The 13374-nt window shown below is 70.8% G+C and carries 13 protein-coding genes; 6 read left to right on the top strand and 7 right to left on the bottom strand.

Going from position 1 to position 13374, the window contains the following annotated elements:
- Positions 1–9: 9 nt before the first annotated feature.
- Together J7E96_RS15730 and J7E96_RS15735 are read right to left on the bottom strand one after the other, a co-directional pair.
- Positions 10–1185, bottom strand: a complete 1176-nt coding sequence (locus J7E96_RS15730) for a 4-hydroxybenzoate 3-monooxygenase (protein WP_215131868.1) — start codon at positions 1183–1185, stop codon at positions 10–12.
- A 4-nt stretch (positions 1186–1189) separates the two neighbouring features.
- Positions 1190–2374, bottom strand: coding sequence for a thiolase family protein (locus tag J7E96_RS15735; protein ID WP_215131870.1), 1185 nt, complete (start codon positions 2372–2374; stop codon positions 1190–1192).
- 124 nt (positions 2375–2498) lie between these two features.
- Between J7E96_RS15735 and J7E96_RS15740 the strand changes: the two genes are divergently transcribed.
- Positions 2499–4136, top strand: coding sequence for an IclR family transcriptional regulator C-terminal domain-containing protein (locus J7E96_RS15740; RefSeq protein ID WP_215131872.1), 1638 nt, complete (start codon positions 2499–2501; stop codon positions 4134–4136).
- A gap of 76 nt (positions 4137–4212) precedes the next feature.
- Here J7E96_RS15740 and J7E96_RS15745 read toward each other — a convergent pair whose 3' ends face one another.
- Positions 4213–5235, bottom strand: a complete 1023-nt coding sequence (locus J7E96_RS15745; RefSeq protein WP_215131874.1) for a LacI family DNA-binding transcriptional regulator — start codon at positions 5233–5235, stop codon at positions 4213–4215.
- Between the two features lie 286 nt (positions 5236–5521).
- Here J7E96_RS15745 and J7E96_RS15750 point away from each other — a divergent pair, with 286 nt between their 5' ends.
- A complete protein-coding gene (locus J7E96_RS15750) occupies positions 5522–6229 on the top strand; it encodes a tRNA-dependent cyclodipeptide synthase (RefSeq protein ID WP_308295978.1) in 708 nt (235 codons plus the stop codon).
- Entirely contained in the window at positions 6219–7403 is a 1185-nt protein-coding gene (locus tag J7E96_RS15755; protein WP_215131878.1) for a cytochrome P450, read from the top strand. The genes J7E96_RS15750 and J7E96_RS15755 overlap by 11 nt, the downstream gene beginning before the upstream one ends.
- On the opposite strand, the gene J7E96_RS37395 is transcribed toward J7E96_RS15755, so the two are convergent.
- Together J7E96_RS37395 and J7E96_RS37400 are read right to left on the bottom strand one after the other, a co-directional pair.
- Positions 7393–8049: an immunity 49 family protein gene (locus J7E96_RS37395; RefSeq protein WP_308295979.1), complete on the bottom strand. Its 657-nt coding sequence runs from the start codon at positions 8047–8049 to the stop codon at positions 7393–7395. The two genes, J7E96_RS15755 and J7E96_RS37395, sit on opposite strands and share 11 nt — an antisense overlap.
- Positions 7991–8617, bottom strand: a complete 627-nt coding sequence (locus J7E96_RS37400; RefSeq protein ID WP_251069956.1) for a hypothetical protein — start codon at positions 8615–8617, stop codon at positions 7991–7993. Before J7E96_RS37400 ends, J7E96_RS37395 begins: the two co-directional genes overlap by 59 nt.
- A gap of 139 nt (positions 8618–8756) precedes the next feature.
- Here J7E96_RS37400 and J7E96_RS15765 point away from each other — a divergent pair, with 139 nt between their 5' ends.
- On the top strand, positions 8757–10007 hold the full coding sequence (locus J7E96_RS15765; protein WP_215131880.1) for an MFS transporter: 1251 nt from the start codon (positions 8757–8759) through the stop codon (positions 10005–10007).
- Positions 10008–10032: 25 nt separating this feature from the next.
- Positions 10033–10728, top strand: a complete 696-nt coding sequence (locus J7E96_RS15770; protein WP_215131882.1) for an alpha/beta fold hydrolase — start codon at positions 10033–10035, stop codon at positions 10726–10728.
- Between the two features lie 21 nt (positions 10729–10749).
- Here J7E96_RS15770 and J7E96_RS15775 read toward each other — a convergent pair whose 3' ends face one another.
- Positions 10750–11811: a glycosyl hydrolase family 18 protein gene (locus J7E96_RS15775; protein WP_215131884.1), complete on the bottom strand. Its 1062-nt coding sequence runs from the start codon at positions 11809–11811 to the stop codon at positions 10750–10752.
- Between the two features lie 71 nt (positions 11812–11882).
- On the opposite strand from J7E96_RS15775, the gene J7E96_RS15780 reads away from it, so the two are divergent.
- Positions 11883–12338 (top strand): type II toxin-antitoxin system PemK/MazF family toxin, encoded by a 456-nt coding sequence (locus tag J7E96_RS15780; RefSeq protein ID WP_215131886.1) that lies wholly within the window; start codon positions 11883–11885, stop codon positions 12336–12338.
- Between the two features lie 50 nt (positions 12339–12388).
- Here J7E96_RS15780 and J7E96_RS15785 read toward each other — a convergent pair whose 3' ends face one another.
- Positions 12389–13237 (bottom strand): TIGR02452 family protein, encoded by an 849-nt coding sequence (locus J7E96_RS15785; protein ID WP_215131888.1) that lies wholly within the window; start codon positions 13235–13237, stop codon positions 12389–12391.
- Between the last annotated feature and the right edge of the window lie 137 nt (positions 13238–13374).

The raw sequence follows: 13374 nt of genomic DNA on the forward strand, positions 1-13374 counted from the left end.
GATCTCCAGTCAGAGAGGAAGTCCTGTGTAGTTCCCGGCCAGTTCGGCGGCGGCGGGCCGGGAGGACGCGAGACGGTGCAGCCTTGCGAGATGCACTCGGCTGTCGAACGCGCTTTCGCTTGGTTGACTGTGCAACATCGTAGTCATGTCGTACGAGAAACGGGTGGCTTGCCACACACGTCGCAGGCACAAGTCCGAGTAGACGGTGAGGAGTTCGTCCGATCCGGTGCGATGGTGGTGCTCGAAGGCGCGGGCCAGGATCCGTACGTCGGAGACCGCCAGGTTGAGGCCCTTGGCTCCGGTGGGAGGGACGATGTGCGCGGCGTCACCGGCCAGGAAGACCCGTCCGTACCGCATCGGTTCGGTGACGTAACTGCGCATCGGTGTGACGGACTTGGAGGTGATCGGGCCGCGTGCCAGGCTCCAGTCGCTGTCGTCGATCGCGAAGCGGCGGTCGAGTTCGTCCCAGATGCGGTCGTCGGACCAGTCGGCGGGGTCGGTGCCGTTGGGGACCTGGAGGTAGAGGCGCGAGACGGTGGGCGAGCGCATGCTGTGGAGGGCAAAGCCTTCCTCGCCACGCGCGTAGATCAACTCGTCGCAGGACGGGGGGACATCGGCGAGGATGCCCAGCCAGGAGTAGGGGTACGTGCGCTCGTACGTGCGGCGGATGGCGGCGGGGATCGCGGCGCGCGCGATGCCGTGGAAGCCGTCGCAGCCGACGACGTAGTCGCAGTCGAGGGTCTGCTCGCGGCCTTCGTGGGTGAAACGGACGACCGGGTGGTCTGATTCGGGCTTCTCGACGGCGAGGGCCTCGGCCTCGAAGAAGAGGGGTGGGCCTTCGGTGAGCTGGAGTGCGACGAGGTCCTTTACGACCTCCGTCTGCGCGTAGACCATGACCGAGCGGCCGCCGGTGAGGTCCGGGAAGTCGATGCGGTGGCTCTGGCGGTCGAAGCGCAGCTCGATGCCGTGGTGCACGAGGCCCTCGGCGTCCATGCGGGCGCCTGCCCCGCAGGCTCGGAGGGCGTCGACGGTGCCCTGTTCGAGGATTCCGGCGCGCTGGCGCTGTTCTACGTACGCGCGGGTCCTGTTCTCCAGGACGACGCAGTCGATGCCGGCGTTGTGGAGGAGGCGGGCGAGGAGGAGGCCGGCGGGGCCTGCGCCGATGATCGCGATGGTTGTACGCATGCGGTCAGCGCTCCAGTACGAGCGCGAGGCCCTGGCCGACACCGATGCACAGGGCGGCGAGGCCCGTGCCCGAGCCCGCGGCGGCGAGCTGGTGGGCGACGGATCCGGCGAGGCGGGCGCCCGAGGCACCGAGCGGGTGGCCGATGGCGATGGCGCCACCGCGCGGGTTCACGACGGCGGGGTCCAGGTCCGGCCACTCGGCGAGGCAGCCGAGCGACTGGGCGGCGAAGGCCTCGTTGAGCTCGAAGGTGGTGAGGTCGGCGAAGGACTTGCCTGCCTTGGCGAGCGCCCGCTGGACCGCCTCGACCGGGCCGAGGCCGAAGAGCTGCGGCTCGATGCCGGTGACGGCGGAGGTGCGGATACGGGCGAGCGGTTCGCGGCCGGTGGCGCGCAGGCCTTCCTCGTCGACGATCAGGAGCGCGGCGGCGCCGTCGTTGAGGGGTGAGGCGTTGCCGGCCGTGACGCTGCCGGTCTTGCGGAATACGGGCTTCAGCTTGGCGAGGGCCTCCATGGTGGAGCCCTCGCGGATGCACTCGTCGCGGGTGAGGTCCACGCCGTCGTACGGGACGACCTCGTCGGCATACAGACCATCTGACCAGGCCTTCGCTGCCTTCTGGTGGCTCGCGAGCGCGAAGGCGTCCTGCTGCTCGCGGGTGATGCCGTGCTTGTCGGCGATGAGCTCCGCGCCCTCGCCCAGGGGGACGGTCCACTCGTCGGGCATGCGCGGGTTGGTCATGCGCCAGCCGAGGGTGGTCGAGTGCAGCTCCTGGTGGCCGGCGGGGAAGGCGCGCTCGGGCTTCTGGAGCACCCAGGGGGCGCGGGACATCGACTCGACGCCGCCGGCGATGGCGACGGACGCGTCGCCGACCGCCACGGCGCGGGCCGCCTGGATGACGGCCTCCAGGCCGGAGCCGCAGAGGCGGTTGACGGTGACACCGGGGACGGAGACGGGGAGTCCGGCGAGCAGCACGGCCATGCGGGCGACGTCCCTGTTGTCCTCCCCCGCGCCGTTGGCGTCGCCGAAGTAGACGTCGTCGATCCTGGCCGGATCGAGGCCGGGCGTCCGGGCGGCGAGCGACTTGACGACGTGGGCGGCGAGGTCGTCGGGGCGTACGGAGGAGAGGGCACCCCCGAACTTGCCGATCGGGGTGCGGACGGCGTCGACGATGTAGACGTCGCGGATGCTCATCGGGTCTCTCCCGCTTGTCGTAGAGTTTTCAGCGTTCGCGCAATGAACTATCGTTCATAACTGACTTCGCCCCGAGTCTCTGCCGGGCACCGTCCGCTGTCAACGGCCTGCCAGGAGGAGTCCCATGCCGCGCACCGAACCCACTGACCCGGTCGGGCCTCTGGAGCGCGGGCTCACCGTGCTTCGGGCCCTGTCCGCTCCCGGCGCCGAGGACCGGGTTCGGCACAGTGATCTCGTACGCTCGACCGGCCTGGCGCGTTCCACGGTCGACCGGGTGGTGTCCACCCTGGACCGGCTCGGTCTGGCGCGCAGCGACGGGCGTGAGGTGGCGCTCGCGCCCCGGCTGATGGAGCTGCCCGGCGCGTACCTCACGGCGTGCGGGATTCCGGCGGCCCTCGGGCCGGCGGCGGAGCGGCTCGCGGACGAGTTCGACGAGTCGGTGTCCGTGGCGGTGCCGGACGACGCGGTGGCGGGGGTGCGGTTCGTACTCCAGACGACGCGGCGGCGCACGATGTCGCTGGCCTTCCGGATCGGCGATCTGCTGCCCGCCGAGCGGTGCGCGCCCGGGGCGCTGTTCGCCGCGGAGTGGGACGGGGAGGCGTGGCGGGCGTGGCGTGAGCGGCGGGACGCCGATCCGTCGGCCGCGGGGTTCGCGGCGGTGCCGCCGCTGGGCAGGCCGCTGGATGCTGACGGCTTCGAGGGGCGGGCGGCGCGGGCGGGCGTGGACGGGTGGGCCGGAGACGACCAGCTGATCGAGCCGGGGCTGGCGGCTGTCGCCGTGCCCGTGCGCGACGGGGCGGGGCGGGTGGTGTGTGCGGTGAGCGTGGTCAGTCACACCAGCCGGCACACCCTGAAGTCGCTGCGGGAGACCGTACTGCCCCGACTGCGCGCGGTACGGGGGGAGTTGGAGGCGGCGCTGGCGGCGCCACGCCCCGCGCCGCAGGCCGTGCCCGTACGGGACACTTCGCTGGAGGCCAAGCGCGAGCTCGGGCCGGACTTTCTGCAGTCCCTGGCACGGGGGCTCGCCGTCCTCGGCTCGCTCGGCGCCGACCGGGGTGACGGGATGGCGCTGACGGCGGTCGCCGAGGCGACCGGGCTGGCCAGGGCCACGGCGCGGCGCTCGCTGCTGACGCTGGAGCAGCTGGGGTACGTCGCAGCGGAGGGGCGTGTGTGGCGGCTGCTGCCGCGCGTGCTCGAACTGGGCTGCGCGCGGCTGTCCGAGCTCGGGCTCGCGGAGATCGCGCAGCCTCATCTGGCCGCGCTGGTACGGCGCGTGCACGAGTCGGCGTCGCTGGCGGTGCTCGACGGCGCCGACATCCGGTACGTGGCGCGTGTTCCCACGGTGCGCATCATGAGCGTCAACATCACGGTGGGTACGCGCTTTCCGGCGTACGCGACATCGATGGGCCGGGCGCTGCTGGCGGGCCTGGCGCGGGAGGAGCGGCCGCCGCTGCCGGAGGTACTGCCGGCGCTGACCCGGCGTACGGTCACCTCGCCCGCCGAGCTGGAGGGGATCATCGAGCGGGCCGCGTCGGATGAATACGCCCTGGTGGACGAGGAGTTGGAGGAGGGACTGCGCTCGTTGGCGGTTCCGGTGCGGGGCGCGGACGGTCGCGTGGTGGCGGCGGTGAACGTGGCCCGGCACGCGGGGGAGGGTACGCCGGGTGAGATGCGGGAGGCGCTGCTGCCCGCGCTGCGGGAGGCGGCGGCGCTGATCGAGGCGGACCTGCGAGCGCTGGGCACGGCGGGGCGGCCCCGGTGAACCGGGGCTCCGTCCCGGACCCCGGTCCTCAGACGCCGGAAGGGCTGGACAGTGCCGCGTCGCGGCAACAGTCGGGTCAGCTGGACTCTCGCGGGATCGTGTGCGCCGCCATCAGGTCATGGCGCTCGGCCTCCCCTTCCGGATCGCGAACCACCCGGTCCACCAGCTCCGCTATCTCCCGCCCCGTCGGCAGCTCGATGTGTACCGTACTCAGCCGCGGCCGCAGCAGCTTCCCCATCAGCAAGTCGTCCGCGCCGACCACCGCGCACTCCCCCGGTACGTCGATCCCCGCATCCTGAAGCGCCCGCATCAGCAGTTGCGCGTACTCGTCGTTGTACGCGTAGACGGCGTCGAGACCGAGCTCGCGCCAGCGCCCGGCAAGCGCCGCGGCGGATTCCTCGTCGTACGCCATCGTCAGCGGTTCGACCCGGGCACCGGCAGCCGTCACAGCCTTGCGCACGCCCGCCAGTCGGGGCCGGGAGAACATGTCCAGCCCCTCCTCGGCGGGGACCACCACACCGATCGCGCGCCGGCCCCGCTCCAGCAGGTGCGCCGCCGCCGCGGCGCCGATCGCCCGCTGGTCCATGACCAGGGCGTGCGCGCCCTCCACCCGCTGCGGGCCGAGCGTGATCACGGCCTTGGCGCCGGAGCGCTTCAGTACCTGCACACCGTGCGGACTCAGCGCGATCTCACCGGGGGAGAGCACCGCGACCGGTCGCAGCTCCGCCCAGGCGCGGGCCGCCTCGTCGGCGCCGAGCCCCAGGCTGCCGTACTGCACGACCGTGTAGTCCAGCGCCCGCAGGGCCCACTGGACCTCGTTCAGAAACCTGCCGTAGAGAGGGCCGACGGGAATGTGCGCCGTCGGCAGCAGCACGATGCGGCTGTGCCCGGCGCGCAGGCTTCGCGCGGCCGCGTGCGGGACGTAACCCAGCTCCTCGGCGGCCTCACGTACCCGGCGGCGGGTCGGCTCGCTGATCCGTACCGCCGAGGTGTTGTTGAGGACGTACGAGACCGTGGCGCGCGAGACTCCGGCCAGGCGCGCGACATCGGTGCTGGTCGGGACGGGGCTATCGGCGGACTGCTTCGGTGTCTGGCTCATCGCGTTCGGCATCTTTCCAGATCGGTATGAAGCAGGATCTGCCGGATGGCCGGAACTGATTCACGGGTCCGGGGCGGGGGAAGCGAGTATCACGCCGCAACTTGTCACGAATTCAACCATTATTAGGGGAAAAGCAGTCGGTTTCGCGCCTCTGATCAACCATTTTCGGCCATGTAACGATCACCATGATAACTCTGTGGAGATCGCCGGTAACTTCATGTCGCGCCGCCACACCAGGGGCACAGGGCCCCACCGGGACTAGCGGCGCCAAAGGGTGCATCACTACGTGACCACACCGACTGTTGCATTCACCGCCCAGCCCTATACACCGCACTGCCAAGTCATCTGCGACGAGGGCGACCACGCCGTCATAGGCATATCTCCGGGCAACAGCTACTTCTCAGCCAGCCGCGTCACCGACCTGGCCCGCTGGGGACTGGACAACTTCCGACAGGTAGACCTCATATACACCGATCTCCACATAGCCGACATGTACGAGGCCCTCGGCTACGCGCCGGACGAAGCCCGCCGCAAAGCCGTCAAGAATCTCCGCGGCGTACGGGCCAAGGTCACCAACGCCGCCGCCGAGACCGACCCCCACGGCGACCGGCTCCGCGGCCGGCCGATGTCCGCACTGCTGGACATCCCCATGTACCAGCAGATCCACAAGAGCCTCAACGACCTGCTGGCCACTGACGCCGAGTTCCACACCACCTGCACCGCCCTCGTCGACAGCTTCTTGTCCTCGAAGGTGCTCAACGGCGAGACCGCGACCGAGCGGCAGCGCGACGTCTGCCTCAAATACATCTGCGCGGAAGCACCGCTGTTCCTCGACACCCCCGCCATCCTCGGCGTGCCGTCGTCCCTGAACTGCTACCACCAGCTTCTGCCGATGGCCGAACTGCTGTACTCGCGCGGCTCAGGGCTGCGCGCGTCCCGCAACCAGGGACACGCCATCGTCACTCCCGCCGAAGGAAGCCACCATGACCACTGACACCCTCCTCGACTTCCCGTTCTCCCCTCGCGGCGACCAGCTCCCCCCGGAGATCGAGCAACTGCGCGGCGAGCCGGTCAAGCGGGTGCGCACCATCGCGGGTGACCCGGCCTGGCTCGTCTCCTCGTACGCCCTGTGCAAGCAGGTCCTCGAAGATCCCCGGTTCAGCCTCAAGGACACCTCCGCCCCCGGCGTGCCCCGCCAGTACGCGCTCACCATCCCGCCCGAAGTCGTCAACAACATGGGCAACATCACCGGTGCGGGCCTGCGTAAAGCGGTCCTCAAGGCCATCAATCCCAAGACCGACGGCCTCACGGAATGGATGCGCGACCACGCCACCGCCCTGGTCGACGACCTCCTCGACTACGGCCCGCCGGCCGACCTGCGCGCCCGGTTCGCCAACCCTTACGCCGAAAACCTCCACTGCCGCATCCTCGGCATACCGCAGGCCGACGCGCCGCGCCTCGCCGCCAGCCTCGACATCGCGTTCATGAACTCCGCGTGCCCGATCACCGGGGCCCGGCTCAACTGGGACCGTGACATCGCATACATGGTCGAGCGGCTCGACGACCCGGCGACCGGCGGCCTCATGCGCGAACTCGCCGCCCTGCGGGGCAACCCCGAGTACGCGCACCTCACAGAGGAGATGCTGGCGACCGTCGGCGTGACCATGTTCGGCGCTGGGGTCATCTCCACCATGGGGTTCTTCACCATGGCCGTCTTCTCGCTGCTCCAGAACCCGGACGTGTGGGAGCGGTTGCGGGCGGAACCGGACAAGATCCCGGCGGCCGTCGATGAGCTGCTGCGCGTCAACCTGTCCATTGCCGACGGCCTGCCCCGCCTCGCCCTTGAAGACGTCACCCTCGGCGACGTCGAGGTGAAGAAGGGGGAGCTGCTCCTCGTCCTCGTAGAGGCGGCGAACACCGACCCCGACGTGTTCACCGATCCGCACACGGTCGACATCGACCGGCCGAACGCGGCCACGCACCTGTCGTTCGGCGGCGGCGCCCACTACTGCCCCGCCACCGCCCTCGGGAAGCGGCACACCGAGATCGCGCTGGAGGTACTGCTCGCCAAGATGCCCGGCCTCCAGCTCGCCGTGCCGGTCGACCAACTCGTATGGCGCACCCGGTTCATGAAGCGCATACCCGAGCGCCTGCCCGTCACCTGGTAACCGTCCACGCCCGGACAGCGGTGCCCGCCGATCGGTCTCCTGCCCGGCGGGCACCGCACCGGACCCGCGCCCGCTCAGCCGGCGCACGACTCAGCCGGGTATCTCCTCGATACGTTCGCGGTTGAGCAGATACGTGGGCATGTACGGCTGCTTCAGGGCGACCGGGAACCCGTAGTCGTACGCCAGACTCGCCATCGCCAGCGGGCCGAGCGCCACCCGCGCGCGGCGCCGCCGAGTCGCCCCAGTACTCGCCGTGGTGCCTGAGGGCTTCGGCAAGCGCCGCGGCGAAGGCGTCGTGGTCGCGTGTGACCAGGCGGTGGAAGAGGGCGACCGGCTGGTAGTCGATCCGGTTCACGAAGTCCTTCGGCGCCCTGGCCACGGCGTCGGGCGCGGACGTCTCCATAGTGGCGAGCAGCTTCTTCACCACGTCGTCCATGGGGCGTTCGAACCAGTAGGTCTGTAGCGTGTCGATCCGGTGCAGGACGTACTCGTCGACGGAGTCGTCCTGACGCAGCACCTCCAGCGGCACCTCGCACAGCCGGTCGACCCGCTCTCGCCGGCGGCATACGACCGCCAGGCAGAAAGCGTCAAGCCAGGCGCGGGCGTCCGCGGGTGGCTCGGCGGGGGTGCTGGGCAGCTGCCGCACGACTCGGCGGCGGTGTGCGTGAGCTCGCCGATGTCCGGCGGGTGTCGTGGTCGATGACCGTGAGGGACGTCAGGCCGCCCCGGTGCCACCAGTAAACCTGCGGGGACAGCGCGCCCGGTCCGTCCTCGTGGGCGCCGAAGGCGTACGCGGCAAGGTCGTTGATGGCGTCGGCCAAGGACCCGTCGGCGATCGGGTGGTACGCCAGCAGGTGCCGGGTCGGCACGACGACGGGGGCTCCGGCGTCCGGAAGCGGCTCGCCGGTGACCTGCCGGGCCAGCTCGGACAGGAACAGCGCCTTGCTCGCGACAAACGGGGAGTCGCCGTACACGGAGTGCAGCAACGCCCGTCCCTCGACGGAGACTTCCTCGCGCTCGACGGGTACGCGCATCAGGTTCGCGTACGCCGCCTCACCCAGCTCCTCCAGCCCCGCGCGCTCCACGTCGGGATCGGTGAGAAGCCGCACGGTGGTGGGCCCGTCGAGGGCATAGGCGAAGACGAGCCCGTCGGCCACCGTGCGCGCGTAGCACAGGGCGCCGGCGAGTTCCGGGCGGAGTTGATCACGTCGCACGTCATAACGGTCTTGGCAGAGGTCTAGCGGAGAGCCCAGGAGGTGAGCTAAACAGTGGGCACGCAATCACTGACACGTGTAAACGTGTCTCACCTGGTGCGTTACCCTCGTCCGCTCACCCCTGCCCAGGAGGGCAACCGTGGCCACTTCCTCCCCCGGGACCGGCACCGACGTGACCGGTGCCGGTCCGTCGGCCCCGTCCGCGACAAGACGCGGGCTGCTGCCTCTGCTGCTCGTCGGCAACACCACCATGTACACGCTGTACATCGGCGTCGGCGGCGTACTCCTCGCCCTCCAGGTCGAGGACGTCGACCCGGCGAACAAGGTGGCCAACCTCGGCCTCGTGGCCGGTGTCTCCGCGATCTTCGCGACCGTCTTCAACCCTGTGGCCGGCGCTCTCTCCGACCGCTCAGGGCGCCGGAACCCGTGGATACTCGGCGGCGGTCTGCTCGCCGTCCCCGCGATGTTCCTGCTCGGCAGCGTGCACACGGTCCTGATGATCACCATCGCCTGGTGTCTCGGCCAGGCCGTGATGAACGTCTACCAGGCCGCCATCACCTCCGTCGTCCCCGACCGCGTCCCGATGACCGCGCGCGGCAAGGCCTCCGCCGCCGTGGGCCTCGGCCTGCCCTTCGGCAGCACCCTCGGCGCGCTGATCGGCGCCGCGTTCTCGGACGACTACCGCACCGGCTACCTCATCTTCGGCGCGCTGGTCGCCGCCTCGGCGGTCCTCTTCACCTCGTGCGCCCGTGAGCAGCGGATGCCGGCCCGTCAGCCGCTGCCGGTACGGGAACAACTGGCCGCATTCGCGGGGGCCTTGAAGTCGCACGACTTCCGCTGGGCCTTCATCGGCCGCGCCCTGCTGATCCTCGGATACTTCGCCGTGAACGGCTTCCTCCTCTACATCATCAAGGACCACACCGTCCTGCCCGCCGGGCTGAAGCCCGAGGACGCGGTGGCGGTCCTGATGCCGGTCACCAGCGTGGCCATGATCGTCTCGACCGTCCTCGGCGGATACCTGTCGGACCGCTTCGACCGGCGGAAGCTGTTCGTCGGCGCCTCGGCCGCGTTGTCGGCCGTCGCCCTCGTCATCCCGGCGGTCTCGACGAGCTGGGCCGCGATGCTGGCCTTCGCCACCGTCAACGGCCTTGCCTTCGGCTGTTACATGGCCGTGGACACGGCGCTGGTGACGATGGTGCTGCCGAAGGCCGAGGACGCCGCCCGCGACATGGGCGTACTGAACATCGCCAACGCGGGACCGCAGATCGTCGCGCCCTTCATCGCCTCGCTGATCGTCGGCTTCGGTGGCTACACCACCCTCTTCCTCGTCGCGGCCGGGCTGGCGGTGCTGGGCGCGCTTGCCGTACGCCCGATCCGCTCCGTGCGCTGACCGTCACCACAAGAAGGGAAGCACTGTGCAGCTCCACACCCGGACCTGGGGCGAGGGCGACCGCCTCGCGCTCCTGATCCACGGCATCATGGCCGACCACCGCACCTGGCGGCGGGTCGGGCCCGCTCTTGCCGACAAGGGCTACAAGGTCATCGCCGTCGACCTGCGCGGCCACGGCGCCAGCGAGCGGGGCGAGTACACGCCGGAGATCTTCGCCGACGATGTCGTCGAGACCCTGCCGGCCGGCGCCGAACTGGCCATCGGTCACTCGCTCGGTGGCCTCACCCTCTCGCTCGCCGTGGAACGCCTGCGGCCGCAGCGTGCCGTCTTCTCCGACCCGGCGTGGCACCTCGCCACGGCGGAGGACGGCTTCGGTCCCGAGATGTTCGCGCAGTTCAAGGCGGCGACCCGGGAGCGGATAGCGGCGATGAATCCGCGCTGGGAAGCGGCGGACATCGACATCGAGCTGGAGACGCTCCGGGTCTGGGACGAGGCGTCGGCGCTCGGACTGGCCGCACTGTCCGGCGTCGATCTGCTGCCCGCCGGGCCCGTCGTGCCGTCGCTGGTGCAGCTCGCCGACCCGAGCTTCCTCATCGACGCGGCCAGGGCGGCCGTGCTGGCGGAGCGCGGTTTCGAGGTGCGTACGGTCAAGGGCGCGGGCCACACCATTCACCGTGACGACTTCGATGCGTTCATGACGTCGCTGGACGGCTGGATCTGACATCACAGCCCGTACGCCGGTTCAGCCGTCCGCCAGCACCGGCCACAGCCCGGGGTCCTCGAAGTTCAGCGCCCACAGCCCGGTACCCGCGATGTTGTACTTGCGCACCGTCGGCAGATGCGCGGCGACCCCGCGGGCGTCCTGGTACCAGACCGTCCGTGTCTGCTCCCCCTCCTGGTAGGTGAACGTCGGCGAGCCCGATTCCGCGTCGAGCCGGTACGGCGCGCCCTTCTTGACGCGCAGTGCCTCCGCCTCCTTCCAGGTGACGTGTTTCGTCTCGCCGCCGGGCACCCAGTCCCAGCCGTACGCCGGAAGTGCCATCTCGATCTTCGTGCGCGGGATCAGGGCGGTGGCGTTGCGCAGGATTTCGTCGTACCAGCTCGGGGTGGAGAGCGGTCCGGGCTGTCCGCCCCTCCAGTGGAGGTCGTACGCCATGATCCGCACCCGGTCGGCCGCCCGGCCTATCGCGGCGTAGTCCCAGATACGCCCGGTGTTCCCGGTCTGCGGAGACACCGTGATGACGCACTTCTTGCGGGCGTCGTGCAGGGCGCGGCACAGGTCGGTGACGAAGGCCGCGTATCCGGCGCGCACTTGTTCGTACGAGGCGTCGCCGGTCGCGGCGATGGTCTCGTAGTCGATGTCGAGGCCGTCGTACGGGCGGCTCTTGGTAATGCCGATGAGGGTGCGGATGTGAGTGGCGCGGCTTGTGGGGCTGGTGAGGATCTCGCCGAGCGCACCGGGCTTCATCGTCTCCATCACGGTCGGTACGACGCTGATGCCGGCCGCGCGCAGCCCGTCGATGACGCCCCGCTCGCCCGCGCCCGGATGTCCGTCGACCTGCCCGGCCGAGACGGCCTGGTACCAGAAGGGGCTGACGGTGTGCAGCTGGGCGGCGTGGCGCAGGGCGTCGCGGTAGGCGGCTTTCTGGTCCCAGTAGGGGAGCCAGGCGGAGACGTTGCGGGGCGGGGCCGGCGCGGAACGGAAGCCGGGTGGTCCGGCGGAGTGCGGGAGCGGGGGCGGTGACGCGACCGCCGAGCCTATGAGTCCGGCTGCGACGAGGGCGCTCAGGATTCTGGTGGCCATGGACTGAGCCTGTGGCCCGGTCGCCGGGCCCGCTCCGCGGACTGGGCCGTCCAGGCCCTACCCTCACCCGTGTGACGACTTCTTCCGACGACATCACCGAACCGCTGCCCGGTCAGAGCGGCCCGGCCGCGACCGCCGAGGCGGACCCGCGGGTGATCGGTCCGGTACGGACCTCGTACGCGCCGGACCGCGACGGCGATCCCGACCCGGGAGAGATCGTCTGGACCTGGGTGCCCTTCGAGGAGAACGACGGGCGGGGCAAGGACCGGCCCGTGCTCGTGGTCGCCCGCGAGGCGGTGGGCACGCTGCTCGCCGTACGGCTGTCCAGCAAGCGGCACGACCACGACCGCGAGTGGGCGGCGATCGGTTCGGGTCCGTGGGACAGGGCGGGGCGCGAGTCCTGGGTCGACCTCGACCGGGTCCTGCGGGTGCACGAGGCCGGGATGCGGCGCGAGGCATGCGCGCTGGACCGCCCGAGCTTCGACCGAGTCGTACAACGCCTGCACGAACGCTACGGCTGGAGCTGACCCTGGGTCTGGGTCTCGGGCCCCGGCCCCGGCTCGGGAGTGGGCTGCGGCTACGGGTTGGGCGCCAGGTTCGTTGCGAACCTGGCGTGGAAAGCTGCCAGAACCGATGCCTCGCGCGTGCGGTCCAGTACGCCGAAGACCACCTCGTCGAAGTGGCCCGAGAAGCGGCCTTCCCCGGTGAGGTGCGTGTGGAACGCGCCCGCCACGGCTGCCGGTTCGTTCATGAAGACGCCGCAGCCCCACGCGCCCAGCACCAGCCGCCGGTAGCCGCATGCCGCCGCCGTCTCCAGGACCCGCCCCGCCCGGGACGCGAGCGCGGCGGGGATGCGGTGCGCCTGCGCCGGCTCGCGGCTGCGGATCACTCCCGCGTTGGGCGCGGGCGAGGTCAGGAAACCCACGGTGTACGGCGTGGCGAGCAGCGCGCCGCGGTCGTCGCGGAAGACCGGAACGCCGGGCGAGTAGATCACCCGGTCGGTGTAGAACGGGCTGCGGTCCGCCCGGTGGTGGGCGTAGAACTCGGGGGCGCGCAGCAGGGTCGCGTACAGCGCCGAGCCTCGGCACAGTGCCTCCTCCTGCGCCTGTGCGCCGTTCAGGTAGCCCCCGCCCGGATTGCGCGCGGAGGCGAAGTTGAGCACGGCGACCGGGCCGGATTCCGCGCGGCCCCCGCCGGTCAGCCTGCGCGCGGCCTCCAGGCTGCTCTCGCCCGTGACCTCGAAGGCCGTCGTACGGTCGGTGTCCGGCGTGACGGCGACCGGGTCGGGGCCGTACACCCTGGTCCCCGCCAGGGCGGCGGCCAGTTCCTCGCCGATCGGCACGACGCGGCCGTCCGGGGCGGCGTACCGGCCCGCCCGGACGATCTCTTCGGTCTCTTTCGCGATTCCGCGCAGTCGTGCACTCACAGGTGAGATCGTCCGCGACCGGCGGTCCCCGGCGCAACGGAGTTTTCGCGCCTGCGAGGACACTCTTGTGCGATGCGCTGCCAGTGGCTTAGCTGGGGGGCGATGCCCGTCCCGGTCCCCGGGGCGGGCTCAGGCAC

The organism is Streptomyces sp. ISL-96, assembly GCF_018614035.1.
GTDB lineage: Bacteria > Actinomycetota > Actinomycetes > Streptomycetales > Streptomycetaceae > Streptomyces.

Bases quoted from the DNA above. Each gene is read 5' to 3' on its own strand.
- J7E96_RS15730 (WP_215131868.1), bottom strand. From the start codon at position 1,185: ATGCGTACAACCATCGCGATCATCGGCGCAGGCCCCGCCGGCCTCCTC.
- J7E96_RS15735 (WP_215131870.1), bottom strand. From the start codon at position 2,374: ATGAGCATCCGCGACGTCTACATCGTCGACGCCGTCCGCACCCCGATC.
- J7E96_RS15740 (WP_215131872.1), top strand. From the start codon at position 2,499: ATGCCGCGCACCGAACCCACTGACCCGGTCGGGCCTCTGGAGCGCGGG.
- J7E96_RS15745 (WP_215131874.1), bottom strand. From the start codon at position 5,235: ATGAGCCAGACACCGAAGCAGTCCGCCGATAGCCCCGTCCCGACCAGC.
- J7E96_RS15755 (WP_215131878.1), top strand. From the start codon at position 6,219: ATGACCACTGACACCCTCCTCGACTTCCCGTTCTCCCCTCGCGGCGAC.
- J7E96_RS15775 (WP_215131884.1), bottom strand. From the start codon at position 11,811: ATGGCCACCAGAATCCTGAGCGCCCTCGTCGCAGCCGGACTCATAGGC.